Consider the following 25,550-nt stretch of genomic DNA (forward strand, 5'->3'; position numbering starts at 1 on the left):
TCGGCGAGCGCAAAAACGCTTGAGGGCAGTGCATTTCACCCTCCATTTACCGGACATTTGCATGAGTTTTGCCGATCTCGGCCTCTCCGACGAACTGCTGAAGGCAGTCACCGACTCCGGCTATACCGAGCCGACCCCGATCCAGGCCGGCGCGATCCCGTCCGTGCTGATGATGCGCGACATCATCGGCATCGCCCAGACGGGCACCGGCAAGACCGCGTCGTTCGTGCTGCCGATGATCGATATTCTGGCACACGGGCGCAGTCGTGCGCGGATGCCGCGCTCGCTGATCCTCGAGCCGACGCGCGAACTCGCCGCGCAGGTGGCGGAGAATTTCGAGAAATACGGCGTCAACTCGAACCTCTCGATGGCGTTGCTGATCGGTGGCGTGTCGATGGGCGACCAGCTCGCCGCGCTCGAAAAGGGCGTCGACGTGCTGATCGCGACGCCGGGCCGGCTGATGGACCTGTTCGGGCGCGGCAAGATCATGCTCAACGGCTGTTCGATGCTGGTGATCGACGAGGCGGACCGGATGCTCGACATGGGCTTCATCCCCGACATCGAGGAAATCTGCACCAAGCTGCCGAAGCAGCGCCAGACGCTGTTGTTCTCGGCGACGATGCCGCCGCCGATCAAGAAGCTGGCGGACAAGTTCCTGACCAATCCCAAGACGATCGAGGTGTCGCGCCCGGCGTCGACCAACCTGAACATCAAGCAGTATCTGGTACCGGTGCCGAGCCAGACCGCCAAGCGCGATACGCTGCGCGGCATCCTCGCGCAGGAAGAAGTGACCAACGCGATCATCTTCTGCAACCGCAAGACGACGGTGCGCGACCTCAACAAGGTGCTGAAGCAGGCGGGCTACAAGTCCGGCGAGATCCACGGCGACATGGAGCAGCCGCAGCGGCTGGCCGAGCTCGAGTTGTTCAAGACGGGCGCGGTGACGATCTTGGTTGCCTCCGACGTCGCGGCGCGCGGGCTCGACATCAAGGGCGTATCGACGGTGTTCAATTATGATGCGCCGTGGCATCCCGACGACTATGTCCACCGGATCGGTCGGACGGGTCGCGCCGGGGCGACCGGGACGGCGTACACGTTCGTCGCGCCGGACGATGCCGAGAATATCGTCAATATCGAGAAGCTTACCGGGCAGACGATCGAGCGGCTGAAGGTTGCCGAGCCGAAGACCGCGCCGGTTGCCGTCGAGGCCGAGGAGGACGCGCCGCGTCGCGATCGGTCGCGGAGCCGTCGCGGGGGACGTTCGGAGGACGTGGCTCCCGTCGCGGTTGCGGAGGAGGCTGGTCGCGAGCGGCCGCGGACTCGCCACGTACCGCGCGAAGACACGGTCGCGCCCGCGGTCGTCGCCGAAGTGCTCGCCGCGGTCGAGCCGGTCGTGGTGGCGAAGCGCCCGCGCTGGGAGCGGACGCCGATCGACGAGCCGGTGCCTGCGATCGCGCCGCGCGTTGCGGGGCCGGTGCGGATCGCGCCTGTGCCGGCCGAGCCTGCGCGGGTCGAACCGGAGTATGTGGAACCGGTTCGCGTCGCGCCTGCTCAGTCCGAGCCGGTCCGCTCGCAACCCGTTCGGAGCGAACCTGTTCGCTCGGAGCCGGCGCGGTCGGACCCGGCCCGTTCGGAACCGGCGCGGTCAGAGCGTATTCCGGCGGAACCGGATCGTGGTCGTCGCGAACCGGTTGCCGATGCGCCGGCAGATGGCTGGAATGGGCCGTTCCCCAGCTTCCTCAATGCCGTGATCGGAGGATATGAATGATGTCGATGAGCCGTATCGCCGCTTTTGCCCTGCTCGCCACCGCGGTGGCCGCACCGGCGGCACCGCGCGCGAAGGTCGCGGCGCCGCACGTCAATACGGCGAGCTTCGACAAGCTGCCCCAGCCCTTGCCGCTGCCGTATAACGAGGCGGCCAATGCCAATGCGCAGGTCGCCGCGGCGCGGGCGCGGGCGCTGAAGACGCACAAGCGGTTGCTGATCGATCTCGGCGGCAACTGGTGTCTCGATTGCCGCCTGCTGGCCGGGACGATCGACCTGCCCGAGATGAAACGCTTCGTAGACAGCAAGTTTGTGGTGGTGACGGTCGACGTCGGTCGCTTTGACAAGAATGGGCAGATTGCGGCGGGCTACGGCATCAAGGGTCGCCTGAAGGGCGTCCCCGCGGTGCTGGTCGTCGATCCGCGGACCAACAAGCTGTTGAATGCCGGGCATGAGACCGAACTGGCCGATGCTCGGTCGATGGGGCCGCAGGCCTTGGCCGACTGGCTGGCGAAGTGGGCGGCCTGATCGCTACTCTGTAGCGTCTAGTCCGGCGGTTTGCATCTTTGTAAGTCGCTCCTCGATGGCGACTCGGTTTTAAAACGTACCGGTAAGCTGACGTGCTGGCCCCGAACAATCCTCCCCCGCCAGGGGGAGGATTGTCGCTAGCTGCACGCAAGGTACCCGGCCGCCACGCGGCGAATCTCCAAGCCTGGCCGCCTATAGTAGAAAGTGGATTTTAACCCGCTCCACTCGGCCCAATCCCCGCCGTCATCCTGACGAAAGTCAGGCCCCAGAGCCATTAAGGCTAACTCCTGGTATCCTGGGTCCTGACTTTCGTCAGGATGACGGGTTTGATTGGCCGGTCACTCGCTCGCCCTTACGCGGCGACTGCGATCAGGGCGTCGTCCAGTGATGCGGCGCGCAGGTATGCCGGGCGTTCGATCAGGCGCGCGGCATACTGTGCGAACGCTTCGCGCTTCGGCATCCAGCCAAACTGCATGCCCCAGATGACCTGCGATCCTACGTAAACGTCGGCGGCGGTGAAGCGGTCGCCGGCGATGTACGGGTGCGCTGCCACGCCCTGTTCGAGCACGTCGATCACGCGGTCGAAGCTGCCATAGCCGATCATGCGTTGTTGCGCGGCATCGGGGACGACGCCGAGCGCCCGGTTGCCGGTCGCGGCTTCGACCGGGCCGGCGGCGTAGAAGAGCCAGCGATAATAGTCGGCGCGTTCTTCGTCGCGTGGGGCGAGCTCAGCGTCGGGGAACGCGTCGGCAAGATACGCACAGATCGCGGCGCATTCGGTGATTGTCTTGTAGTTGTGGACGATCGCCGGGACCTTGGCCATCGGGTTGATCGACAGATACGGCTCGGCCTTCATCGTCGTGTCGTAGTCGAGGACGACGGTCTCATACGCCGCCTCGACCTCCTCGAGCATCCACCGCGCGATCCGGCCTCGCGACATCGGGTTGGTGTACAGGGTCAGCGTCATGCGACTCTCCTTAAGAACGGATCGTGAACGATGGTCTCATGGGGAGTAGGTGCGGTCAAGGTCTCGCTTCTGATCGCAAGAAGTTGCTCTCACTGCCGTCATCCTGGGCTTGACCCAGGATCGAGAGCCACGGGCGGCGGCGCTTCGGGGTCTGGATCCTGACTTTCGTCAGGATGACGACGTTAGCAGCGGACCTCCTACACCAGCGCCTTGTCGAACAGCGCGAGCATGCGGGTCCAGGCCTTGTCCGCCTGCGCTGGGTTGTAGACCTTCGAGTCGGGCGGGCACCAGCCGTGCATCGTTCCGGCGTAGACCTCGATTTCGGCGGGGAGTTTGGCGGCGGCGAAGGCGGTGCGGAGCGTGTCCTTTTCGGTCGGCGACCGCGCGTCATCGTTGGCGGCGATCGCGATGAGGTATCGACCCTTCATCTGCGGGATCAGAAGGTGCGGGCTGTCGGGCTTGTCGGTGACGAAGCCGCCGCCGTGGAACGTCGCGCCCGCACGGATGCGGTTCGCAACGGCAGCAGCGGTGCGCATCACCATCGGGCCGCCCATGCAATAGCCGGTGGTGGCCATGCCGCGCTTGCGATCGACCTGCGGCTGCGCGTCGATGAAGGCGGTGAAGGCACGCGCGTCGCGGACCGTGCCTTCGGATGTGAGCGCTTCGCGGAATGGGGCGATGCGGCTTTTGACTTCGGGCTGGTCGTAGGATTCGCCAGGCTTCAGGAACGGCGCCTTGGTCGAGCGGTAGAACTGGTTGACGACGAGCACCGCATAGCCCGATTGAGCGAGGCGGTCGGCCATCTGGCGGAAGGCGGGGCGGAGGCCCATGATGTCCGGCCAGACCAGCACGCCCGGGTGCTTGCCGGTGGCGGGTGCGACGAAATAGGCGTCGGCCTTGCCGTCGGGGGTGGTGATCGAGACGTCGCGGCCCTTGATGACCGCAGCGTTCGCGGGGGCTGGGAGCAACATCGTCAGGCCCATCGCACCGGTCATCACGCCGAACTGGCGGCGCGAGACGCCGGCCAGATAGGCTTCGTTATCGTCTGCGGTATGCTCGTCGCACATGGGGCTATCCTCTTGAATTTGGCCGCATGCTAACTCAGCCCGCGCGCCACCACCATACGCCATCGTGCGTGTCGCGGATCGCTCGGCCTTCGACTTCGAGGCGGCGGAGATGGGCTAGGGCTTCGCCGGTCGCCATGCCGAGCACGTCCTGCCCGATCGCCCGGCGGAACAGGCGGCCGAAACAGTCGACCGCGCGGCGAGGCTCGGCAAGGAAGACGGCGAGTTCGTCGAGCCGTTCGCGGTGCTCGCGGTCCATCGCGTCGAGGCGGGTGTGGAGGCCGGTGAACGGGTCGCCGTGGCCCGGCAGGACGAGCAGGTCGGCGGGTAGCGTCTTCAGCTTGGCGATCGAGGCGAACCATTCGCCCAGCGGGTCGGCGTTCGGTTCGGTGACGCCGAGCGAGACGTTGGGGCTGATCCGGGGGAGGACTTGGTCGCCGGCGATGAGGATGCCGTTGGCTTCGTCGTACAGGCACGCGTGTTCGGGGGAGTGGCCGGAACCTGTGACAACGCGCCAGTCGCGCGTGCCGATGGTGAGCGTGTCGCCGTCTTCGACGCGGGTGTAGCTGAGCGGGAGCGGCGTGATAATTTTCCGGAAGCCGGCCCAGCCCTTGGCGGTGGCGTGGTCGATCTGTGCGGCGTCCCAGCCTGCGCCGCGCCAGAAGGCGAGCATTTCGTGCGGGACGGAGTCGCGGGCATCGGCGGCGAGCATGCGCGCGGTCAGCCATTCGGCTCGGGTCATGATCAGGGGGGCGGCATGGTGATCGCACATCCAGCCGGCGAGGCCGATATGGTCTGGGTGGAAGTGGGTGCCGATCATTTGCGTGATGCGGGTGTTGGCTTTGGGGCCGTTGAAGATGGCTTTCCAGGCGTCGCGTGCGGCCGCAGTGTTCATGCCGGTGTCGACCAGCGCTTCGCCGTCGGTGTCGGCGAGGAGCCAGCAGTTTACGTGGCGTAACGGGCCGGGGATGTGGAGGCGGACCCAGTCTATGCCGGGGGCGACCTGCATCGTGCCGCCCGACGCGGGCTCCGCGCCACCAAACGGGTAGGTCAGCCCCTTGTGGCTGGTCGGCGCGAAATTGGTGTCGGGTGCGGATGCCATACGTTGCAGTTAGCAACGGAGTGTTAGGGGGGATAGTGTTGGCGAATGTGACGAACTTCACCCCGTCATCCTGACGAAAGTCAGGATCCAGGGTAGGGCGGGCCGACGTTTTTGGCTCTGGATCCTGACTTTCGTCAGGATGACGGAGGAGGGGGCAGCGGGCCTTTTTCGCTCGATTTTGCCGTATCGTGTGGCGAAAGCGCCCCCCGCCGCCCCCCTCCCGTCGGGCGAGAGCCAGCGGCCTCAGCTTGGCGGGGAAGGATTGAGTTGGGCTCGCGCGAATTCGTGTGCGTTCAGTAACCCCCGATCTGTTCCGGGGTCCACCCTTCCGCGAACCAACTTCTATCGATTTTGCGGAACCGTGGATGCCGGAACAAGCCCGGCATGACGGAAGAGAGTGGTCCGACTGACGCATCAGGTCGGATCTAGCTCCGGGGTTAGCGGCTCGAACCTAGCCGTATCGCAAGAGGAAAGCGCGAGCCCGCCCCCTGCCCCCTCCCGCTTGCGGGAGGGGAAGTGCCGTCAGCGCTTGAACGGGTCGTCGAACAGCGGCTTGACAGGGAGGACGCCGCCGTCTGCCACGAACTGGGCGTCCGCAGCCGCCTGGGTGCGCTCGGCGCGGAGCTGCTGGAGCAACACCTCGCGGTCGCCTTCGAGGCGCGTGTCGGTCGGGGCTTCCATGCCGGCTGCCTTGGCTGCCTTCGCCACCGCCGCGTCGAGTTCGCGCTGCGAGGTCAGGCCGAGCGTGACCGGGTCCTTCGGCGTGATGTTGGCGATGTTCCAGTGGCTGCGGTCGCGGATCGCGGCGATCGTCGTGCGCGTGGTGCCGATCAGCAGCGAGATCGCGCCATCGGTGATCTCCGGGTGATTGCGGATGATCCACGAGATGCCGTCGGGCTTGTCCTGGCGCTTCGAGACCGGCGTGTAGCGCGGACCCTTGGTGCGGCGGACCTGCTCGGGGCCCTTGATCATCTTGAGCTGGTAATCGGGATCGGCGGCACCCTTGTCGATCTCATCCTGCGTCACTTCGTGCGCGCGGACGGGATCGCGACCGGTGAGCTTGGTCGACGTCGTATCGTCGGCGATCGCCTGGATCTCGAGGATGTGCAGGCCGCAGAAGTCCGCGATCTGCTCAAAGCTGAGCGCGGTATTGTCGACCATCCAGGCGGCGGTCGCGTGGGGCATGAGCGGCTGGGCCACGGCGGAAACTCCGTAAAAATAGAAAGGGCCGCCCCTTTCGGAGCGGCCTGACATGAAGCAGACTTAGTGCGCGCGGCGCTAACAGGCAAGCGAACAAGCGTAACGCGTATCATGCCGCGAGAAGCGGACGATCCAGGGGGCGGTCGAGCGGGACGAGCGCGTGGAGGAACTGGCGCGCGCTGGCCGGCCAGCTGTAGCGCGCAGCATAGGCGGCGCAGGTGACGCTGTCGCGGGTCAGCGCGGTGGCGATCGCGGTGTCGAGGTCTTCGTGCATCGCGCCGACACGGTCGTCGAGCACGTCGATCGGGCCGGTTACCGGGTAGGCGGCAACCGGCGTGCCGCAGGCGAGCGCTTCGATCATGACGAGGCCGAAGGTGTCGGTGCGGCTCGGGAAGACGAGTGCATCGGCGGTCCGGTACGCGGCGGCGAGATCGAGACCGGAACGATGGCCGAGAAAAACGGCCTGTGGAAAGCGACGAGCGAGCGTGGCGCGCGCGGGACCATCGCCGACGACCACCTTGGTGCCGGGGTGGCTGGAGGACAAAAACGCTTCGATGTTCTTCTCGACGGCGACCCGGCCGACATAGAGCAGGATGGGCCCCGGCAGCGCGGTCAGTTCGGGATCTCGTGCGCCATCGAGACCGAACTGGGCGAAGTCGACGCCCCTGCCCCATTCGCGGACCTGATGCAGGCCGTGATCGGCAAGAGTCTTCGCGACCGATGGCGTCGAGACGAGGATCGACTGCGCGGGCCGGTGAAACCAGCGGATATAGCGCCAGATCCAGTCCGGGTTCGCGCCGGTACGAGCGGCGATATAGTCGGGAAACTGGGTGTGATACGCGCTGGTGAACGGGAGCGCGCGGGCCAGGCACCAGTTGCGGGCGGCGAGGCAGACCGGCCCTTCGGTGGCGAGATGGATCGCGTCGGCGCCGAATGCTGCGAGCATGCGGCCGACGGCGCCCGAGCGCGCGAAGGCGAGGCGGATCTCGGGATAGGTCGGGCATGGCATCGAGGCGAAGCGTTCGGGGGAGACGACCAGGACCTGGTGGCCGATCGATTCGAGTTCCTGGCGGACAGCCTGGAGGGTGCGGACGACGCCGTTGACTTGCGGGCTCCAGGCATCCGTGACGATCGCGATACGCATCGGCTTATCCTTTCTTACCCTCTCCCGTCGGGAGAGGGAGGGGCCCGGCCGGCGAAGCCGGGTGGGAGGGTGAGGGCATTTTTTCACCGACGTCGTGGACTTGCCCTCACCCGCGCCGCTGTCGCGGCTTGCCCTCTCCCCGTCGGGGAGAGGGTTAAGTCAGGCGGCCATGGATATGACCTTGTCGCGTTCGCGGGCAGCGATCTCGTCGCCCCAGTGGAGCAACTCCATGCGGCCGTCGAAATGCTCGACCAGCGCCGTGCAGCCCTCCACCCAGTCGCCGTCGTTGTAATAGGCGATGCCGGCGATCTCGCGCATTTCGGCGGTGTGGATGTGGCCGCAGACGACGCCTTCGACGCCGCGGACACCGGCAGCGTGCGCGACGACTTCCTCGAAGTGCGAGATGAAGGCGACTGCGTTCTTGACCTTGGCCTTGGCGTGCTTCGACAGCGACCAATAGGGCATCCCCATCCGCCGCCGCGCGCCGTTGACCCAGCGGTTGAGGCCCATCAGCATCGTGTAGGCGGCGTCGCCGATGTGCGCGATCCAACGATGCGCGAGCGTGATCGCGTCGAACTCGTCGCCGTGGAGGACCAGCAGGCGGCGACCGTCGGCGGTCTCGTGGATCGCGTTGCGGCGGATCGAGATGCCCCCCAGGTCGAGGCCTGAATATTGCCGGAACACCTCGTCGTGGTTGCCGGGGATGTAGACGACGCGGGTGCCGCGCTTGGCGCGCTTGAGCAGGCGCCAGATCACGTCGTTGTGCGCGGCGGGCCAGTAGAATTTCTTCTTGAGCCGCCAGCCGTCGATCATGTCGCCGACGAGGTACATCGTCTCGCTATCGACGTGATCGAGGAAGTCGTTGAGCATCCCGGCGTTGCAGCCGCGCGTGCCGAGATGGACGTCGGAGATCCAGATCGTGCGGTACTGGCGGCGTTCGACGACCGGCTCGGGTACGGCGGGCCGGGAGTGGATGAAGTCGGCGATATCGGTGATATCGGCGCCAACGAAGCTAGATGGCGAAAACGTCGTGATGGCGTTCATGAGCCTGCCCCCGCAAAACTATCCTTGTCGCGAGTATTAGCCGAGTATTGTTACAGGGCGGTCGCAGTCCGGTGACTGTTCCAAGTCAGCAGATTTATCGTGTTTACAGCTGGAACAAGGTCACCATGTTTCCCCGCGAAGGCGGGGATCCAGACTGGGCTCCCGCCTTCGCGGGAGAACAAGTTTTGTTAGGCGACCGAATTGAATGCACCACCCCGGCGGAGGCCGGGGCCCAGTTGGAGAGGTTGCAGTAATGGAGCGCACCGCGTCCTTACTGAGCGTCCCCACCTGGGCCCCGGCCTTCGCCGGGGTGGGGTAGTGTTGGCGTTTGCCCTCCCCTCACTCCATCGTCAGCACGATCTTTCCGACGTGGTCGCCCGCTTCCATTCGCGTGTGCGCCGCCGGCGCGTCGGCGAAGGCGAAGGTGCGGTCGATCACCGGCTTCAGCTTGCCGGCCTCGACATGCGGCCAGACGGTGCGCGCCAACTCGTCGGCGACCAGCGACTTGAAGGCGGTGTCGCGCGGGCGGAGCGTGGAGCCGGTCAGCGTCAGGCGGCGGCGCATGATCTCGAACAGGGGCACCGTCGCCATCATGCCGCCCATGACCGCGATCGATACGTGGCGGCCGTCCTCCGCGAGGCATTGCAGGTTGCGCGGGACGTAGTCGCCGCCAACCATGTCGAGCACCGCGGCGACACCCTTGCCGCCGGTGATCTGCTTCACGCGCTCGACGAAATCCTCCGACTTGTAGTCGATCGCGTGGGTCGCGCCGAGACTCAAGGCCGCCTCGCACTTCGCCTTCGAGCCCGCGGTGACGATGATGTCGATGCCGAAGACGTTGCATAAGCCGATCGCCATCGTGCCGATGCCTGAAGTGCCGCCGTGGACGAGGACCGTATCGCCTTCCATCGCGTAGGCGCGCTCGAAGAGGTTGGTCCAAACGGTGAAGAGCGTCTCGGGCATCGCCGCCGCCTCGACCATCGTCAGCGCCTCGGGGACGGGCAAGCACTGGCCGAACGGAGCGACCGCGTATTCCGCATACGCACCGCCCGAGATCAGCGCGCAGACGCGCTGGCCGATCTGTTCGTCGCCGACGCCGTCGCCGACCGCGACGATCGTGCCGGAAATCTCCATGCCGAGGATCGAGGGCGCACCCGGCGGGGGCGGATACTTGCCCTGGCGCTGCATGACTTCGGGGCGGTTGACCCCGGCCGCGGCGACCTTAACGAGCACCTCGCCAGGCCCAGGCCGCGGCACGGGACGGTCGACGAGGACAAGCACTTCGGGACCGCCCGGCTGTTCCGGATCGATCGCCTTCATGACGTCAGGTAAACCTAAGTTATTCGAATTGTTTTCGGGTATCGCGGTCATCTGCTCGTCACGTCCCTTTTGAACTTCGCGCCTTATTGACATCACTCCGGTGCGGGTCAACGTTACAGAAATTATGGACCCGGAAGACACCCCCTCCCGTCCCGACGATCTGCTCGACGCGCTCGTGCGGCAGGACCTCGATCCGCTGTCGGTCGCCGAGCTCGATGCACGCATAACCGTGCTGCAGGGCGAAATCGCCAGATGCCAGGTCAAGAAGGACCGTGCGGTCAGCCACCGCGCCATCGCCGACGATCTTTTCAGGCGGTGACCGCCGCCGCGGTGCCTTTGATTGCGGCCACGGCATCGACCGGTACTGTCCTTTCGACCGATGTGGGACAGCCTCACCGCTTCGTCATCCCAGCAGACGGAGGGACCCAGACTTACGAGCGTCCGCCTTCATGGCTCTGGATCCTGGGTCGAGCCCAGGATGACGGCGTGGGTAATGCGGGTCGTTCGATCTTTAACCGACGCAGGAACGGACGGGACCGGGTTCAAGTGCTTGATGCGACCGATATCAGTTCCGACATAGTGGCAAAGGGCTCGCGTTCTCGCGGCCCGACAGGAGTATTGTAAATGCCATCATTTGCACCCGCCCTCGAGACGACGCTGCACAAGGCGCTCGAGGCGGCATCGTCCCGGCGGCACGAATATGCGACGCTGGAGCATCTGCTGCTTGCGCTGATCGACGACGAACATGCGTCGAAGGTCATGACCGCGTGCAACGTCGAGATCGGCGATCTGAAGAACACCGTCTCGCATTACCTCGACAGCGAACTCGATGCGCTGAAGGTCGATGCGGCCACCGACCCCTCCCCCACCAGCGGGTTCCAGCGTGTCGTCCAGCGCGCGATCCTCCACGTCCAGTCCTCGGGCCGCGATGAAGTGACCGGCGCCAACGTGCTCGTCGCCCTGTTCAGCGAGCGCGAGAGCTATGCCGTCTATTTCCTGCAGCAGCAGGACATGAGCCGCCTCGATGCGGTCAGCTTCATCAGCCACGGCGTCGGCAAGGGCGGGCAGCAGGCGACCGAAGCATCCACGCCAAAGGGTGCGGACGACGAGAAGCCGGCCAAGGGACAGGAGAAGGGCAAGACGGAAAGCGCGCTCAAGCAATTCACGGTCGACCTCAACGAGAAGGCCAAGAACGGCAAGGTCGATCCCCTGATCGGGCGCGGGCCGGAGGTGGATCGCACGATCCAGATCCTGTGCCGCCGGTCGAAGAACAACCCGCTCTATGTTGGCGATCCCGGCGTCGGCAAGACCGCGATCGCGGAAGGCCTGGCGCGCAAGATCGTTGAGGGCGACGTGCCCGACGTACTGTTGCCTGCCGTCATCTACTCGCTCGACATGGGCGCGCTGCTAGCCGGGACGCGGTATCGCGGTGACTTCGAGGAGCGCTTGAAGGCGGTCGTCAACGAGCTCGAGAAGCTGCCCGATGCCGTGCTGTTCATCGACGAGATCCACACCGTGATCGGTGCGGGTGCGACGAGTGGCGGCGCCATGGATGCTTCGAACCTGCTCAAGCCGGCTTTGTCGGGTGGCACCATTCGTTGCATCGGCTCGACGACGTACAAGGAGTTCCGCAATCACTTCGAGAAGGACCGCGCTCTGCTGCGGCGCTTCCAGAAGATCGACGTGAACGAGCCGACGATCGAGGATACCATCAAGATCCTCGCCGGCCTGCGCTCGGCGTTCGAGGATCACCACAACGTCAAGTACACCCCCGACGCGATCAAGTCGGCGGTCGAGCTGTCGGCTCGGTACATCAACGATCGGAAACTGCCGGACAAGGCGATCGACGTGATCGACGAGGTCGGCGCGATGCAGATGCTGGTGCCGCCGAACAAGCGCAAGAAGACGATCACGCCGAAGGAGATCGAGCAGGTCATCGCGACGATGGCACGGATCCCGCCGAAGTCGGTGTCGACCGACGACAAGCTGGCGCTGGCCACGCTCGAGACGGATCTGAAGCGCGTGGTGTTCGGGCAGAATGCGGCGATCGAGAAGCTGTCGTCGGCGATCAAGCTGGCGCGGGCGGGTCTTCGCGAGCCCGAGAAGCCGATCGGCAACTATCTGTTCACCGGGCCTACCGGTGTCGGCAAGACCGAAGTCGCCAAGCAGCTGTCGACGATCCTCGGCATTCCGCTCCAGCGGTTCGACATGTCCGAATATATGGAGCGGCATTCGGTCAGCCGTCTGATCGGTGCGCCCCCGGGCTATGTCGGGTTCGACCAGGGTGGTTTGCTGACCGACGCGATCGACCAGAACCCGCATTGCGTCCTGTTGCTTGACGAGATCGAGAAGGCGCATCCGGACCTGTTCAACATTCTGTTGCAGGTGATGGATAACGGGCGGCTGACTGATCAGCACGGCAAGTCGGTCGATTTCCGCAACGTCATCCTGATCATGACGACCAATGCGGGCGCCAGCGACATGGCACGCGAGACGGTCGGCTTCGGCAATCTCACCCGCGAGGGCGAGGACGAGGTGGCCGTGACGAAGATGTTCACGCCCGAATTCCGCAACCGTCTCGATGCGGTGGTGCCGTTCGGGTACCTGCCGACCGAAGTGGTTGCGCGGGTGGTGGACAAGTTCATCCTCCAGCTCGAACTCCAGCTGGCGGACCGCGGCGTGCACATCGTCCTCGACGACGAGTCGAAGGCATGGCTGACGACCAAGGGCTATGACAAGCTGTACGGCGCACGGCCGATGGGTCGCCTGATCCAGGAGAAGATCAAGCAGCCGCTCGCCGAGGAACTACTGTTCGGCAAGCTGGTGCACGGCGGCGAGGTGACGGTGAAGATGAAGGACGGCGCGCTGTCGTTCGCGATCGAACCCGCCGCGCCGAAGAAGCCGAAGAAGAAGGGCAAGACCGAGACCGTCGAGGCGGAATAATCTCGGGTTGCGGTTGAGGTGAAGAGCCCGCTGTCGGAGCGATCCGGCGGCGGGCTTTTTTGTGCAGCGGGCGTTTTGAAGGGGACGGTTTCAGGCGGTCCACTTCGCGCGTGGTGGCCCTGAACTTGCCGAGGTCACCGCATCACGGGTTCCGGTCCTATCCCTCGCATCGAGAGAAGCTTGTTTCCCCGCGAAGGCGGGGATCCAGACTGGGCTCCCGCCTTCGCGGGAGAACATAAAGGCGCGGGCTGCTATCGGACATGTCGGTGTGTATGCCCTGAACGTACTTCACCTCCCCGGCGGAGGCCGGGGTCCAGTTGGGGGACGTAGCTGACGACGCGCAACGCTCCGTTACTGCGACCTTTCCAACTGGACCCCGGCCCCCGCCGGGGAGGTGCGGATGTTCGAATGGGATAAGGCCCAAAAGTTTTCGGAAGGCGAGTAGGACGGCCGATATGACTGTCCCAGATTCATATTCGGTCGACCGCTCTTATCTTCATCTCCAGGGAGAGGTGACTGGCACTCGCCACACGGAGGGAGCAGTGCGCGATCACCTTTGTTCCGTGTCCGCCCCCTCCGACGCTTCGCGCCCCCCTGGCGGGGGACGATTACAACCAAATTGGACCGCGTTTACCGATAATTGGGGAAGCGGTGCTAGTGTGGCGGCATGGAACGTTTGGCATGGCTGCGATGGATGATCGGCGCGGTGGCGCTGTCGTTCTGCGTTGCCTTCGCGACTCCGGCCGCAGCCATCACGGGCACACCCGTGTCGGTATGCGTGCGTCCGGCATTACCCGGCCAAACGCCGAAAGCACTGTTCGCGCACCCTGACGGATTCGACTGCACCACACCGCAGACTCGTTTCGGCGGCGGCGATTTCTGGGTGGTGTCGAAGCCCCTGCCCGCAAATACGACGCGGAACGATACCGTGCGGATCGGCAGCACATGGGTGAACCGCGTCACGCTGTATGTCCTGTATGCCGATAGCGCGATCCGCCAGACCGGGTTCACCTCGCGCACCGCAGGACAGTTGCTCGGGCTTGGCGCGGTCATCGTCCAGCCGATCCCGTATCACGACTCCGCGCCGGTCCGGCTGCTCTGGCACATCGAGGGCGCGGCGAACCTGCGCGGTCTCATCCTCGGCCCTGCGATCGCGGACCACGAACAGCGTGACGTCACCGAAATCCTGCTCGCGGCATTGTACGGCGCATTTGGCGGGATGGCGCTGGCGCTGATGGTCTATAATCTGGCTTTGTGGGGCGCGCTGCGCCAGGCTTTCCAGCCTGCCTATTGCCTGCTGGTGCTGTGCCTGCTTGCCTATGCGCTGACGTCGTCGGGAGCACTCGGGCAGATGGTCCCCGCCCTCGACAATAACGACCGGCAACGGCTGAACACGCTGTTCCTTGCCGGGTCCGCCGTCTCGGCCTTGCTGTTCGCGCGCGCGTTCTTCGAGCGGCCGGTGTTCGCAGGATGGCTGCGACCCGCGAGCACCTGGGTGATGGTCGCGTTGCTGACCAGCGCGACCGCGTGGGCAGCCTGCGCACCGTGGCATTTCCACGTGCTCGATAGATTGCTCGCGACGGCCTACCTCGCGTTGCTGATCCTGATCCCCACCGTCCTTTACAACGCGTGGCGCACGCGCAGCCATTTCCTGTGGCTGTTCTCGCTGGCATGGAGTGTGCCGATCGCGGTGGCCGGCCTGCGCGTCGCGAATGCGTTCGGCCTGCTGAAATGGAACCTGTGGCTCGACAATTCGACGATCCTGTCGATGGCGCTCGAATCGATGCTGTCGAGCCTGGCGATCGCGTATCGGATCCGCCTGTTGAGCGTCGAGCGCGACGAGGCCCGAGAACAGGAGATTGCCGCGCGATTGCTGGCGGATACCGAGCCGCTGACCGGGCTGCTCAATCGCCGCGCGTTCCTGACGCGTGCGATCGGCCGGCCGGGCGACCAGATGCTGCTGATCGCCGACGTCGACCACTTCAAGCGCGTCAACGAGAAGATCGGCCATGACGGCGGCGACGAAGTGCTGCGCGTGGTCGCGCGCGCGCTGCGCAACGCGGTGCCGGCGGATGCGCTGGTCGCGCGGATCGGCGGCGAGGAGTTCGCGATCCTGCTCGACGCGGCGAACGCAGTCTCGCCCGACGCGGTGCTGGATCGCCTGCGCCGTCAGCGGATGCCGTTCGACATCGTGGTGACCGCGAGCATCGGCGCCTGCACCGGGCCGTTGCTGCACGAGAAGGACTGGAAGCACCTGTATCACTGCGCCGATGGCGCGTTGTTCGCGGCGAAGGCCGCCGGGCGCGATCGGGCGCGCGAAGCCCCGGTGTGCATCGCCGCCTGACTGCCGCCCGACCGCTGCCGGGGTTTGACGGTCGACTTGTCGGCACGCGACATTTGCGACATGATCGCGCGTATTGCCGGGGGGACGCACGATGCGAAATCACAAGGGGACGCTGCTGATCGCGGGGCTGGTCACGCTGACCGCGATCGCCGTGCGGCATCCGACCGTCGATCTGCGACTGGTCACGCACGACGTGCGCGATCCCGCGCCGCACCGGATGCAGGCGGCGGTCGACTTCGGCCTGGTCGGCGTCTCTGTGCTCTATACCTGGACCGTGAACCGGCTGCGCTGAACACGCGCGCCATGTCCTTGACCCCCATCGCGTGCCTGCGCCATAGCGGCGGACATGGACACGCCGATCGAAGACCTCGCGTTCGAGGATGCATTGAAGGAACTCGAGCTTATCGTCGGTAAGCTGGAAAGTGGCGATACGCCGCTCCAGCAGGCGATCGAGCTGTACGAGCGCGGCAACAAGCTACGCCAGCGGTGCGCCGACCGGCTTGACGCGGCGCAGGCGCGTATCGGGGCGATCCGGCTCGATGGCGAGGGCAAGCCCGTGGGCGTGCGCCCGTTCGCGGCAGGCTGAGCCGGTGGCAGCGATTTCCGCCACGCTGAAGGACGCGCTCGCCGAGGTTTCGGCGGAGATCGACCGGCAGTTCGACCAGTTGCTGGCGATCCCCGACGATCCGCGTCACGACCTGTACCGGGCGATGCGCCATGCGGCGATCGGCGGCGGCAAACGCCTGCGGCCGCTGCTCGTGTTCGCGACCGCCAACCTATTCGACGTGGCGCGCGATTGTTCCGCAAGAGCCGCGACCGCGCTGGAGGCGATCCACGTCTACTCGCTGATCCACGACGATCTGCCGTCGATGGACGATGACGACATGCGCCGCGGCAAGCCGACCGTGCACAAGCTGTTCGACGAGGCGACCGCGATCCTGGCGGGCGATTGCCTGCACGCGCTGGCGTTCGAAATCCTCGCCGATCCCGCCACGCATCCCGATCCGTTCGTCCGCATCGAACTGGTTCAGGATCTCGCGCGCGCCGCCGGCCCCAACGGCATGGCGGGCGGGCAGAAGATGGACATCGAGGCCGAAAACACGCGGTTCGACCTCACCACCGTCACGCGGTTGCAGCAGATGAAGACCGGGGCGCTGATCTCGGCGTCGGTCGAGGCTGGCGCGATCCTCGGGCGCCTGCCACCGGAAGGGCGTGTCGGGTTGCGCGGCTATGCGCACGATCTTGGGCTCGCGTTCCAGATCGCCGACGATCTGCTCGATGCCGAGGGCGACGAGGCGGTGGTCGGCAAGTCGTTGCGCAAGGACGAGGTCGCGGGCAAGGAGACCTTCCTTTCGCTGCTCGGGCCCGAGCGCGCGCGCGAACAGGCGCGGATGCTGGTCGACCAGGCGATCGCGCATCTCCATAGCTATGGCAAGGAAGCCGATCTGTTGCGGGATATCGCCCGCTACGTGCTCGAACGCGACCGCTAGGAGAGCGCAATGACACCGCGAATCGGCGTTTATCCCGGCACGTTCGATCCGGTCACCCTGGGTCACATGGACATCATTCGGCGTGGCGCGAAGCTGGTCGACCGGCTGGTGATCGGCGTCACCACCAATCCCTCGAAGTCGCCGATGTTCACGATCGAGGAGCGGATGGCGACGGTGCGCCGCGAGGTCGCGAGCATCGGCGGCGATATCGAGGTCGTCGCCTTCGATTCGCTGCTGATGGATTTCGCCGAGCGGCAGGGTGCGAAGGTAATCGTCCGAGGCTTACGCGCGGTCGCCGATTTCGAATATGAATACCAGATGGCGGGGATGAACCAGCAGATCAATCCGCGCGTCGAGACGGTGTTCCTGATGGCCGACGTCGCGTTGCAGCCGATCGCGAGCCGGTTGGTGAAGGAGATCGCGCTGTACGGCGGAAATATCGCGAAGTTCGTGCCGGAAGCGGTGCGCGACGAGGTGATCGCGCGGGTCGAGAAGATCGGCCGCAAGGGGAGCTGACTTCTCTCCGCTCCCTGAAAGGGAGGGGTTGGGGATGGGTCTGGTTTCCGCTTGGTCGCACGTTTGAGGCTCAAGCGGGCCTACCCACCCCCGGCCCCTCGCTTTCAGGGAGGGGGGAAGTTCGGCGTCAGCAGCCCCGCACGTTCAGATTGGCGCAAGCGGGGATTTGCTCTAAGTGGCGGCAGCCTGGTTGCGCCGGGCCTCTTGCGAGTGGGAATTTGATGCGCTTTTTCGTCGGAATGTTCGCGTTGCTCGGGTGCCTCGTCACGGTACCAGCCGCTGCGCAGAAGAAGGATGTCGTGGCAGCGCCTGCGCGCCTGACGCCGCCGCTCACGACCGATACGCAGAATTTGCTGTTGCTCGACCTGTCGACCGGCGGGCGCGTGACGATCTGGCTGCGGCCCGACGTCGCGCCGCTGATGGTCGAGCGGATCAAGACGCTGACTCGCCAGCATTTCTATGACGGCCTCGCCTTCCACCGCGTGATCGATGGCTTCATGGCGCAGGGCGGCGATCCCAAGGGCGACGGCACCGGTGGATCAACGCTGCCCGACCTCAAGGCCGAGTTCAATTACCTGCCGCACGTCCGCGGCGCGGTGTCTGCGGCCCGCTCGGACAAGGAGGACAGCGCGAACAGCCAGTTCTTCATCGTCTTCCAGCCGCGCCTCAGCCTCGACAAGAAATACACCGTGTTCGGTCGTGTGATCGATGGGATGCAGTATGTCGACGCGATCGAGCGCGGCGAGCCGCCGGCGAACCCGTCGCGGATCGTCCATGCCTATATCGCGGCGGACAATCCCCCGGCGTATGTCGCTGGCCCGCCTGCCCCTGCTTTCGGTGCGCCGGTGACGTTGCCGGGAACGGCTTCGGGCCCGAACGCGGCGAAGCCCAAGCTCGCACCGGCCCGCAAGGCGCCGGTGAAGAAGGCGCCTGCCAAGAAGTGAGACTCCGTTGAACGTCGACCTTTTCGACTTCGACCTGCCGACCGACAACATCGCGCTGCGCCCGGCGGCGCCGCGCGATGCTGCACGGATGCTGGTGCTCGAAGGTGATCGGACCCTTGATGCGGGCGTGTCCGACCTGCCGTCGTTGCTGCGTCGTGGCGACATGCTCGTATTCAACGATACGCGCGTCATCCCCGCCCAACTCGAAGGACGGCGCGGCGATTCGAAGATCGGTGCGACCTTGCACAAGCGCGAGGGCCCGCGTCGATGGCGGGCATTCATCCGCAACGCGCGGCGACTTCACGACGGCGACGTGATCGCGTTCGGCAACGGCGTGAGCGCGGCGGCGGTCGATCGCGAAGACGACGGCAGCTACGCGCTGGTATTCGCTGGCGACGAGCCCGTCGAGCTGCTGCTGGAACGCGCGGGCCACATGCCCCTGCCCCCATACATCGCCAGCAAGCGCCCGACCGACGCGCGCGATGCGGACGATTACCAGACGATGTTCGCGTCCGAGCCGGGGGCGGTCGCCGCCCCGACCGCGGCGTTACACTTCACGCCAAAGTTGATGGAGGCGCTCGACGCGGCGGGGATCGGTCACGCGACGCTGACGCTGCATGTCGGCGCGGGGACGTTCCTGCCGGTCAAGGCAAACGATACGACCGAGCACCGGATGCACGCCGAGTGGGGCCGGATCGATGCCGCCACCGCCGATCGGCTCAACGCGGTGCGCGCGAACAGTGGTCGCGTGATCGCGGTCGGGACGACGTCGCTGCGACTGATCGAGAGTGCAGCCGGTGAGGACGACGTCATTCGGCCGTTCGATGGCGATACCGCGATCTTCATCACCCCCGGATACCGGTTCCGCGGGATCGACGGGTTGATGACCAATTTCCACCTCCCGCGCTCGACCTTGTTCATGCTGGTGTCGGCGCTGATGGGCCGCGAACGGATGCAGGCGGCGTATGCGCATGCGATCGCTGAGAAGTATCGCTTCTACAGCTATGGCGACGCCTCGCTTCTGCTGCCATGACCAGCGGCATGCTGCTCGCTCTCGCTCTGCTTCAGGCTATCACGGCCGCGGCGCCGCCCGCGGGCGCGCCGCAACCGCCCGCGACGATCTTCGCCGAACCGGCTGCGCTGTTCATCGCCGCATGCGATGCGAACGGTGACGGCCGCGTGACGCAGGCCGAACTGACCGCGGGCGTCGCGCGGAGCTATGCGACCGCCGACGGTGCTGCGACTGGATCGATCGGGTACATTGCCTTTGCCGACTGGGCTCAGGCGTGGCTTGGCGATCGCAACGCGTTGCCGAGCCCGTTCGAGGTCGATCGCGATGGCGACAACCGGATCACGCTCGCCGAACTCCAGGCGCGGTTCGCGCAGTTCTTCACGCGGTTCGACCGCGACAAGGATGGCGTGCTGACCCGCGCCGAACTCATCACCATCCGCGGCGCGCCGGCCGGCGATCGCTACGGCCTCCGCAAGAAAAAGTAATATGACCACCCGTCCCCGCTTCGACTTCACCATTTCCGCCACCGACGGCAAGGCACGCACCGGCGTCATCGCGATGCAGCGCGGCGACATCCGCACGCCAGCGTTCATGCCGGTCGGCACCGCCGCGACCGTCAAGGGGATGAAGCCGGCCGATGTGGTCGGTGCGGGCGCGGACATCATCCTCGGCAATACCTATCACCTGATGCTGCGGCCCGGCGCCGAGCGGGTCGCGCGGCTGGGCGGGCTGCACGCGTTTTCGGGCTGGTCGAAGCCGATCCTGACCGATTCCGGCGGCTATCAGGTGATGAGTCTTGCCGACCTGACCAAGCGCTCCGAGGAAGGCGTCTCGTTCAAGTCGCACCTCGACGGCACGCGGCACCTGCTCAGCCCCGAGCGGTCGATCGAGATCCAGCGGCTGCTCGGCTCGAACATCGTCATGGCGTTCGACGAACTCGTGCCGACGACCTCGACGCGCGAGGTGCAGGCCGCGGCGATGGAGCGATCGATGCGCTGGGCGAAGCGATCGCGCGCGGCATTCGATGCAGGCGAAGAGCATGCCGATAACAACGCGATCTTCGGCATCCAGCAGGGTGCGCTGAACGAGGGCTTCCGGAAGTCGTCGGCGGATGCGCTGATCGATATCGGCTTCGACGGCTATGCGGTCGGGGGGCTGGCGGTCGGCGAGGGCCAGGAAGCGATGTTCGGGTGCCTCGACTTCGCGCCGGACCAGTTGCCGGTCGACAAGCCGCGCTATCTGATGGGGGTTGGCAAGCCGGACGATATCGTCGGTGCGGTCGAGCGCGGGATCGACATGTTCGATTGCGTGATGCCCACGCGCTCCGGGCGGACCGGCCAGGCCTTTACGCGCACCGGCCCGATCAACATCCGTAATGCCAAGTTCGCCGAGGATATGGGGCCGCTCGATCCCGCCTGCCCCTGCCCGGTCTGCGCGACCTGGGGCCGGGCGTATCTGCATCATCTGGTACGGTCGGGTGAAATGCTTGGCGCGATGCTCATGACGGAGCATAACATCTGGTTCTACGAAACGCTGATGGCGGATCTGCGGGCGGCGATCGCCTCGGGGACGCTGACACAGTTCGCGAATGATTTCCGTGGCGTGTATGCCCGGAAGAGTGAAGGAGAGCCCAAGTGACGATCAAGATCGACAGCGATACCCCGAACGAAATCCTCGCCGCCGCGAAGGAGGCGAAGCTGCAGGCCGAAGCCGCCGCGCACAACGCCGCCGAGAAGGCCAAGAGCTGGCCGCTCGCGAAGATCGGCCTGGGCGTCGGCATCGGCTCGGCGGCGATCGCGGGCGCGGTGCTGTTCGCGAACCGCAACAAGTAAGGATCCCGATGCGCCTCCTCCGCTCCGCGCTGCTGCTGACCGCAGCATGTCTTCCCGTAGCGGCGGTGGCGCAGACCGCACCTGTCCCGACACAGGTCTCAGTGAAGCCGCTTGCCTATACCGAGCGCACGCTTCCGAATGGCCTGCGTGTGTATGCGATCCACGATACCGGTACGCCGAACGTGTCGGTGCAGGTCTGGTACGACGTCGGTTCGAAGGACGATCCCAAGGGCAAGTCCGGGTTCGCGCACATGTTCGAACATTTGATGTTCAAGTCGACGCGTAACCTGGTGTCGGAGCAGATGGACCGGCTGACCGAGGACGTCGGCGGCTACAACAACGCGTCGACCAACGACGACTATACCAATTACTACGAGGTGATCCCCGCCAACCACCTCCAGCGGCTGTTGTTCGCGGAGGCGGACCGGATGGCGAGCCTCGTCGTCGAGCCCAAGAGCTTCGGCTCGGAGCGCGACGTGGTGAAGGAGGAACTGCGCCAGCGGACGCTCGCGCAACCCTACGGCAAGCTGTTCTCGATCTATTATCCCGAACTCGCCTACCAGGTTCATCCCTATGCGCGGCCAGGAATCGGCAGCCTGGAGAATCTCGAAGCCGCCGGGATCGACGACGTCCGGGCGTTCCACGCGACCTATTATCGGCCGGACAACGCGATCCTCGTGGTGTCGGGCAATTTCGATCCGGCGCAGTTGAACGGCTGGGTTGATCAGTATTTCGCGGGCATCAAGAAGCCGAGCGCCGCGATCCCGCGCGTGACGGTGGCCGAGCCTGCGCGCACGAAGGCGGTGACGCGGACGGTGTACGAACCGAACACGCCGTTGCCTGCCCTACTCGTCAGCTATCACCTGCCGCCGGACCGTGACTCGGATATCCCCGCGCTGACGGTGCTGAAAGCAGTGCTCGCAACCGGCGAGAGTTCGCGACTGTACGAAAGCTTAGTGTACCGCGACCAGCTCGCGCAGTCCGCGGAAGCCATGCTCGATACCAAGCAGGCGACCGGCAACATGGTCGTCTATGCCATCCTGGCAGGCGGCAAGACAGTCGAGGCGGGTGAGGCCGCATTGAAGCGCGAGATCGCCCGGTTCCGCGACGCGCCAGTGACGGCGGCCGAACTGGCCGAGGCGAAGAACGAGATCCTGACCCAGTCGATCCAGTCGCGCGAGACGGCCGAGGGCAAGGCGAGCACGCTGGCCGCAGCGGTGCTGATCGATGGTGATCCGGCGGCGGCCGACAAGCAGTTGGCGGCGATATCGCGGGTGACGGCGGCGGATATCCAGCGGGTTGCGCGGAAATATCTTGGCGACAATCAGTCGGCGACTATCCGCTACATGCCGCTGGCCGACAAGCCTGCTGCTGGCGTTGCCGATACGATCGCGGTGGCGCCGACCGTGCAGGTCGCGGGTCTGAAGGCACCGGCAAATATCGAGATCGTGACGCCTGCGCCTGACAGCCAGCGCGTCCAGCCGCCCGCGCCCAGCGCGCCGGTATCGCCGACGATCCCGCAACCGGTCGAGACGCGGCTTACCAACGGCATGCGGCTGGTGACGGTGGAGCGGCACGACCTGCCGATCGTCACTGCGTATCTCGTGACCGCGGGCGGCGCGGCGACCGATCCGGCGAACCGCGCCGGCGTCAGCAGCCTGTCCGCCGACCTGTTGACCAAGGGTACGAAGACGCGGTCCGCGACGCAGATCGCGCGCGCCATCGAAGGTCTTGGTGGTGTGATCGGCAGCAGCGCGGCGAGCGACGGGGCGTCGGTCGACGTGACGGTGAAATCGGATCAGCTGGCGCCGGCGATGGCGATTCTCGCCGACGTCGCGATCAACCCGGCGTTTGCACCCGAGGAGATCGAGCGCGCGCGGACGCAGCAGGTCGACGCGGTCACGCTGGCGCTCAAGGACCCCGCGCAGGTCGCGGGGCTCGTCGCGGACCGGGCGGTGCTTGGCGCATCGCCTTATGGTGCGCCCAGCGGGGGAACGCCGCTATCGCTGAAAGCGATCACGCGCGACGACATCACCGCGGCCTATGCGCGCACCTTCAAGCCGGACCAGGCGACGCTGATCATGGTCGGCGACGTCACCGCCGCCAGGGCGAAGGCGTTGGCCGAGGCGCAGTTCGGCAGCTGGACGACACAGGGCGCAGGTGCACCGAAGGCTACACCGGTCGTGTATCCCAAGCCTCGCGTGATCGTCGTCGACATGCCCGAGGCTGGTCAAGCGGGCGTCGTCGTCGCGCGGCCGGCCATCGAACGCGCCGACCCGCGCTATTACCCGCTGGCGGTGGGCAACACCGTGCTCGGCGGCGGCTTCTCGTCACGGCTGAACCAGGAAATCCGGATCAAGCGTGGGCTGGCCTACGGTGCAGGAAGCGCGCTGGATGCGGGCAAGACCCAGGGGACGATCGCCGCGCGAACCCAGACCAAGAACCCGACCGCCGCGGAGGTGGTGACGCTAATCGCCGCCGAGATGACCCGGATGGGGTCGGCCCCCGTCCCGGCGGCCGAACTCGACACGCGTAAAGCCGTGCTGATCGGCAATTTCGGACGCGGGATCGAGACGACCTCCGGTGTCGCCAACATTCTCGGCGCGTATGTCCAGAACGGCGTACCGCTGGGCGAACTCCAACGCTTCACGGGCGCGGTCGGAGCGGTCGATCCAAAGACCGTGCAGGCGGCGGCGATCGCGCTGCTCGACCCGAAGGCGGCGAGCATCGTCGTGGTGGGCGATGCGAAGCAGTTCATCGCTGCCTTGCGCAAAGCCTATCCCAACGTCGAAGTCATTCCCGAGACCGCCTTGAACCTCGACACGCCAACCTTGCGGTAAGCAATTCCTGCCACGACGCCGTGCGTCCCGAGACGGGACGCACGGTAAATACGGAACAGTTCGCGACGGCATAATCGGCTATGCTCCGATTCTCCCGCGGCGGTCGGGCAGAGGCGAGGTAAGTCGGTTGCGGGTTCAGATGCGAACATTTCGGCTGATGCGCCGCATCTGGTTGGGCATGGTTGCGGTGCTGTTGATGATCGGCGCCGGGATGTCCGCGCAGGCCGCACTGCGCGCCATCGCCCGCCACGGCGCGGTCGCGTCCAATCTCGCCGACGTCGCTACCTTGCCGGGCGATACTGCTTTGCCAGTGGTGTCGGACAAGCAGGAAACCGCCGCGCCCGCCGCCGGCGTGACCGGGACGATCGATCTGCCCGACCTGCCGATCCCCGCCGGTACGGCGATCGACGTCGGTATCGTCCCCGCCCGGCCGTTCTCGACGACCGGCATCTCGGCGATAGATCGCGGCCGCGCGGTGCAGTGCCTGACCGCCGCGATCTATTACGAGGCGGCATCGGAACCCGATGCCGGCCAGCAGGCCGTCGCGCAGGTGATCCTCAATCGCACCCGTCATCCGGCATTTCCGGCGACCGTGTGCGGCGTGGTGTATCAAGGGTCCGAACATGCCGGCTGCCAGTTCAGCTTTGCGTGCGATGGCGCGATGGCGCGTATTCCCAATCGCGCGGCGTGGATGCGGGCGGCGCGGACCGCGGGCATGGCGCTGTCCGGCTATGTCTACGCGCCGGTCGGGCTGGCGACGCATTATCACACCTACGCGGTGACCCCGGCGTGGAACCGCGGCATGGTGATGACCGATGTCGTCGGCGCGCATTTCTTCCACCGATGGAAGGGGTATTGGGGAACCTCGGCCGCGTTCAGCCAGCATTATGGTGGCGGCGAGCCCGTGCCGGGACCGCACACGCCACTGGCACCGATCGCTCCGCCCACGCCGGCGATGATCGCGGCAGGCATCGCCGCGGCGGATACCGTTCCGACTCCGAGTGTTGCCGCTGTCTCGATGGCGTCGGTTCAGCGGGGCGCGATGTCGATGAAGTCCACCACCCCTACACCCGCGCCGGTTGCCGACGACATGCTGCCGCCCGAATCGCAGATCCTGGAGCGCTGGAAAGACTCGGGGAAGCCGTTGAAATAGCGCCGACCGACATTCGGTGTCGGCGTGCGGAAATGCCCAAACGGCTCCGTCGCCTGGGATTGGTTCGGTGATTATACGCATCCCACATCTAACCATCGTCATCCTCGCGGAGGCGGGGCCCCCTATGCTCACGCGTCGGCGATCACATCGCGAGGTTTGCCATTATGGGTTCCCGCCTGCGCGGGAATGACGACTAACTGCTTGAAAGCATGATCAGCGACTGACTCCGGGGCCTACCGTTCCGCGGGCCACATTCTATCGATTTGCCGGCATCGCGGATTCTAGGTTCAGGCTCTCCTGAGTGAAGCCGGACGGGCTGGATAATGCGCGAAAGAGCGGATTT

General features: G+C 65.8%; 23 protein-coding genes. 16 read left to right on the plus strand and 7 right to left on the minus strand.

Annotation, left to right across the window (positions count from 1 at the left end; genetic code table 11):
• Positions 1–61 precede the first annotated feature (61 nt).
• Both C8J44_RS04980 and C8J44_RS04985 read left to right on the plus strand, forming a co-directional pair.
• Positions 62–1,768 (plus strand): DEAD/DEAH box helicase, encoded by a 1,707-nt coding sequence (locus C8J44_RS04980; protein ID WP_121903521.1) that lies wholly within the window; start codon positions 62–64, stop codon positions 1,766–1,768.
• A gap of 5 nt (positions 1,769–1,773) precedes the next feature.
• Positions 1,774–2,292 (plus strand): thioredoxin family protein, encoded by a 519-nt coding sequence (locus C8J44_RS04985; protein WP_121903860.1) that lies wholly within the window; start codon positions 1,774–1,776, stop codon positions 2,290–2,292.
• Between the two features lie 352 nt (positions 2,293–2,644).
• Here the strand turns inward: C8J44_RS04985 and C8J44_RS04990 are convergent, their stop codons facing one another.
• From C8J44_RS04990 to C8J44_RS05020, 7 genes are all read right to left on the minus strand, one after another.
• The gene (locus tag C8J44_RS04990) at positions 2,645–3,259 is read right to left on the minus strand and encodes a glutathione S-transferase family protein (RefSeq protein WP_121903522.1); all 615 of its coding nucleotides are present in this window, start codon (positions 3,257–3,259) and stop codon (positions 2,645–2,647) included.
• Positions 3,260–3,456: 197 nt separating this feature from the next.
• Positions 3,457–4,326, minus strand: coding sequence for a dienelactone hydrolase family protein (locus C8J44_RS04995; protein ID WP_121903523.1), 870 nt, complete (start codon positions 4,324–4,326; stop codon positions 3,457–3,459).
• A 34-nt stretch (positions 4,327–4,360) separates the two neighbouring features.
• Complete coding sequence (locus C8J44_RS05000) at positions 4,361–5,425, minus strand: MBL fold metallo-hydrolase (protein WP_121903524.1); 1,065 nt, start codon at positions 5,423–5,425, stop codon at positions 4,361–4,363.
• 522 nt (positions 5,426–5,947) lie between these two features.
• Positions 5,948–6,625 (minus strand): DUF1013 domain-containing protein, encoded by a 678-nt coding sequence (locus C8J44_RS05005; RefSeq protein WP_055873545.1) that lies wholly within the window; start codon positions 6,623–6,625, stop codon positions 5,948–5,950.
• Between the two features lie 109 nt (positions 6,626–6,734).
• Entirely contained in the window at positions 6,735–7,769 is a 1,035-nt protein-coding gene (locus tag C8J44_RS05010) for a glycosyltransferase family 1 protein (protein WP_060524083.1), read from the minus strand.
• 159 nt (positions 7,770–7,928) lie between these two features.
• Entirely contained in the window at positions 7,929–8,813 is an 885-nt protein-coding gene (locus C8J44_RS05015; RefSeq protein WP_060524082.1) for a UDP-2,3-diacylglucosamine diphosphatase, read from the minus strand.
• A 339-nt stretch (positions 8,814–9,152) separates the two neighbouring features.
• Positions 9,153–10,133, minus strand: a complete 981-nt coding sequence (locus C8J44_RS05020) for an NAD(P)H-quinone oxidoreductase (RefSeq protein WP_121903525.1) — start codon at positions 10,131–10,133, stop codon at positions 9,153–9,155.
• A 124-nt stretch (positions 10,134–10,257) separates the two neighbouring features.
• On the opposite strand from C8J44_RS05020, the gene C8J44_RS05025 reads away from it, so the two are divergent.
• From C8J44_RS05025 to C8J44_RS05090, 14 genes are all read left to right on the plus strand, one after another.
• Positions 10,258–10,452, plus strand: coding sequence for a DUF1192 domain-containing protein (locus C8J44_RS05025; RefSeq protein ID WP_056047521.1), 195 nt, complete (start codon positions 10,258–10,260; stop codon positions 10,450–10,452).
• 305 nt (positions 10,453–10,757) lie between these two features.
• On the plus strand, positions 10,758–13,076 hold the full coding sequence (gene clpA, locus C8J44_RS05030; RefSeq protein WP_121903526.1) for an ATP-dependent Clp protease ATP-binding subunit ClpA: 2,319 nt from the start codon (positions 10,758–10,760) through the stop codon (positions 13,074–13,076).
• A gap of 667 nt (positions 13,077–13,743) precedes the next feature.
• Entirely contained in the window at positions 13,744–15,420 is a 1,677-nt protein-coding gene (locus C8J44_RS05035; RefSeq protein WP_259466715.1) for a diguanylate cyclase, read from the plus strand.
• Between the two features lie 91 nt (positions 15,421–15,511).
• A complete protein-coding gene (locus C8J44_RS05040) occupies positions 15,512–15,712 on the plus strand; it encodes a hypothetical protein (RefSeq protein WP_121886013.1) in 201 nt (66 codons plus the stop codon).
• Positions 15,713–15,766: 54 nt separating this feature from the next.
• Positions 15,767–16,006, plus strand: a complete 240-nt coding sequence (locus C8J44_RS05045; protein ID WP_121903527.1) for an exodeoxyribonuclease VII small subunit — start codon at positions 15,767–15,769, stop codon at positions 16,004–16,006.
• Between the two features lie 4 nt (positions 16,007–16,010).
• Entirely contained in the window at positions 16,011–16,910 is a 900-nt protein-coding gene (locus C8J44_RS05050) for a polyprenyl synthetase family protein (protein WP_056047506.1), read from the plus strand.
• 9 nt (positions 16,911–16,919) lie between these two features.
• The gene (gene coaD, locus C8J44_RS05055; RefSeq protein WP_121903528.1) at positions 16,920–17,426 is read left to right on the plus strand and encodes a pantetheine-phosphate adenylyltransferase; all 507 of its coding nucleotides are present in this window, start codon (positions 16,920–16,922) and stop codon (positions 17,424–17,426) included.
• A gap of 221 nt (positions 17,427–17,647) precedes the next feature.
• Entirely contained in the window at positions 17,648–18,370 is a 723-nt protein-coding gene (locus C8J44_RS05060; RefSeq protein WP_121903529.1) for a peptidylprolyl isomerase, read from the plus strand.
• A gap of 7 nt (positions 18,371–18,377) precedes the next feature.
• A complete protein-coding gene (queA, locus tag C8J44_RS05065) occupies positions 18,378–19,403 on the plus strand; it encodes a tRNA preQ1(34) S-adenosylmethionine ribosyltransferase-isomerase QueA (protein WP_121903530.1) in 1,026 nt (341 codons plus the stop codon).
• A gap of 8 nt (positions 19,404–19,411) precedes the next feature.
• On the plus strand, positions 19,412–19,867 hold the full coding sequence (locus tag C8J44_RS05070; RefSeq protein WP_121903862.1) for an EF-hand domain-containing protein: 456 nt from the start codon (positions 19,412–19,414) through the stop codon (positions 19,865–19,867).
• A gap of 1 nt (position 19,868) precedes the next feature.
• Positions 19,869–21,020 carry a tRNA guanosine(34) transglycosylase Tgt gene (gene tgt, locus C8J44_RS05075; protein ID WP_121903531.1) on the plus strand — a complete coding sequence of 384 codons (1,152 nt, stop codon included), beginning with the start codon at positions 19,869–19,871 and terminating at the stop codon, positions 21,018–21,020.
• Complete coding sequence (locus C8J44_RS05080) at positions 21,017–21,214, plus strand: hypothetical protein (protein ID WP_197978314.1); 198 nt, start codon at positions 21,017–21,019, stop codon at positions 21,212–21,214. The genes tgt and C8J44_RS05080 overlap by 4 nt, the downstream gene beginning before the upstream one ends.
• 8 nt (positions 21,215–21,222) lie before the next feature.
• Positions 21,223–24,054, plus strand: coding sequence for a pitrilysin family protein (locus C8J44_RS05085; protein WP_121903532.1), 2,832 nt, complete (start codon positions 21,223–21,225; stop codon positions 24,052–24,054).
• A 157-nt stretch (positions 24,055–24,211) separates the two neighbouring features.
• Positions 24,212–25,207 (plus strand): cell wall hydrolase, encoded by a 996-nt coding sequence (locus C8J44_RS05090; RefSeq protein WP_121903533.1) that lies wholly within the window; start codon positions 24,212–24,214, stop codon positions 25,205–25,207.
• Positions 25,208–25,550 lie beyond the last annotated feature (343 nt).

The sequence above is a fragment of the Sphingomonas sp. PP-CE-3A-406 genome (assembly GCF_003688625.1).
In the GTDB taxonomy this organism is placed as follows: domain Bacteria; phylum Pseudomonadota; class Alphaproteobacteria; order Sphingomonadales; family Sphingomonadaceae; genus Sphingomonas.

Coding starts and splice junctions, on each gene's coding strand:
- C8J44_RS05015 (WP_060524082.1), bottom strand. CDS start 8,813: ATGAACGCCATCACGACGTTTTCGCCATCTAGCTTCGTTGGCGCCGAT.
- C8J44_RS05085 (WP_121903532.1), top strand. CDS start 21,223: ATGCGCCTCCTCCGCTCCGCGCTGCTGCTGACCGCAGCATGTCTTCCC.
- clpA (WP_121903526.1), top strand. CDS start 10,758: ATGCCATCATTTGCACCCGCCCTCGAGACGACGCTGCACAAGGCGCTC.
- C8J44_RS04985 (WP_121903860.1), top strand. CDS start 1,774: ATGAGCCGTATCGCCGCTTTTGCCCTGCTCGCCACCGCGGTGGCCGCA.
- C8J44_RS05000 (WP_121903524.1), bottom strand. CDS start 5,425: ATGGCATCCGCACCCGACACCAATTTCGCGCCGACCAGCCACAAGGGG.
- C8J44_RS04990 (WP_121903522.1), bottom strand. CDS start 3,259: ATGACGCTGACCCTGTACACCAACCCGATGTCGCGAGGCCGGATCGCG.
- C8J44_RS05035 (WP_259466715.1), top strand. CDS start 13,744: ATGGAACGTTTGGCATGGCTGCGATGGATGATCGGCGCGGTGGCGCTG.
- C8J44_RS05070 (WP_121903862.1), top strand. CDS start 19,412: ATGCTGCTCGCTCTCGCTCTGCTTCAGGCTATCACGGCCGCGGCGCCG.
- tgt (WP_121903531.1), top strand. CDS start 19,869: ATGACCACCCGTCCCCGCTTCGACTTCACCATTTCCGCCACCGACGGC.
- C8J44_RS05025 (WP_056047521.1), top strand. CDS start 10,258: ATGGACCCGGAAGACACCCCCTCCCGTCCCGACGATCTGCTCGACGCG.
- C8J44_RS04980 (WP_121903521.1), top strand. CDS start 62: ATGAGTTTTGCCGATCTCGGCCTCTCCGACGAACTGCTGAAGGCAGTC.
- C8J44_RS05020 (WP_121903525.1), bottom strand. CDS start 10,133: ATGAAGGCGATCGATCCGGAACAGCCGGGCGGTCCCGAAGTGCTTGTC.
- C8J44_RS05090 (WP_121903533.1), top strand. CDS start 24,212: ATGCGCCGCATCTGGTTGGGCATGGTTGCGGTGCTGTTGATGATCGGC.
- C8J44_RS05045 (WP_121903527.1), top strand. CDS start 15,767: ATGGACACGCCGATCGAAGACCTCGCGTTCGAGGATGCATTGAAGGAA.
- C8J44_RS05040 (WP_121886013.1), top strand. CDS start 15,512: ATGCGAAATCACAAGGGGACGCTGCTGATCGCGGGGCTGGTCACGCTG.
- C8J44_RS04995 (WP_121903523.1), bottom strand. CDS start 4,326: ATGTGCGACGAGCATACCGCAGACGATAACGAAGCCTATCTGGCCGGC.
- coaD (WP_121903528.1), top strand. CDS start 16,920: ATGACACCGCGAATCGGCGTTTATCCCGGCACGTTCGATCCGGTCACC.
- C8J44_RS05060 (WP_121903529.1), top strand. CDS start 17,648: ATGCGCTTTTTCGTCGGAATGTTCGCGTTGCTCGGGTGCCTCGTCACG.
- C8J44_RS05010 (WP_060524083.1), bottom strand. CDS start 7,769: ATGCGTATCGCGATCGTCACGGATGCCTGGAGCCCGCAAGTCAACGGC.